1 protein-coding gene is annotated in these 207 nt (G+C 46.9%); it reads right to left on the bottom strand.

Features of this window, described 5'->3' with window-relative positions:
* Positions 1-207, bottom strand: a 207-nt coding sequence (locus A3766_RS09350; RefSeq protein ID WP_156508822.1) for a glutamate synthase central domain-containing protein, incomplete at both ends; no start/stop codon positions are given.

The following is a 207-nucleotide window of genomic DNA, read 5'->3' as shown; positions in this document are numbered from 1 at the left end:
CTGAAGGCTAATCAAGGCATGTTCAAAACCATCTTTATCCGAGCTAAAGCAGCTAAACTTCGCAGGTGTCAGTACCGGCGTAGCCAAAATAATTCGCTTCGCATGCTCAGGCGTTTCTTCAAATACGTTCTGCTCTACACCCACACAGGTTTCCAGAGACATAACAATCGCTTCACGCAATGGATCAATCGGTGGGTTAGTCACCTG

It is taken from the genome of Oleiphilus sp. HI0132 (assembly GCF_001635845.1).
This window is presented reverse-complemented; position numbering and strand designations above follow the sequence as displayed.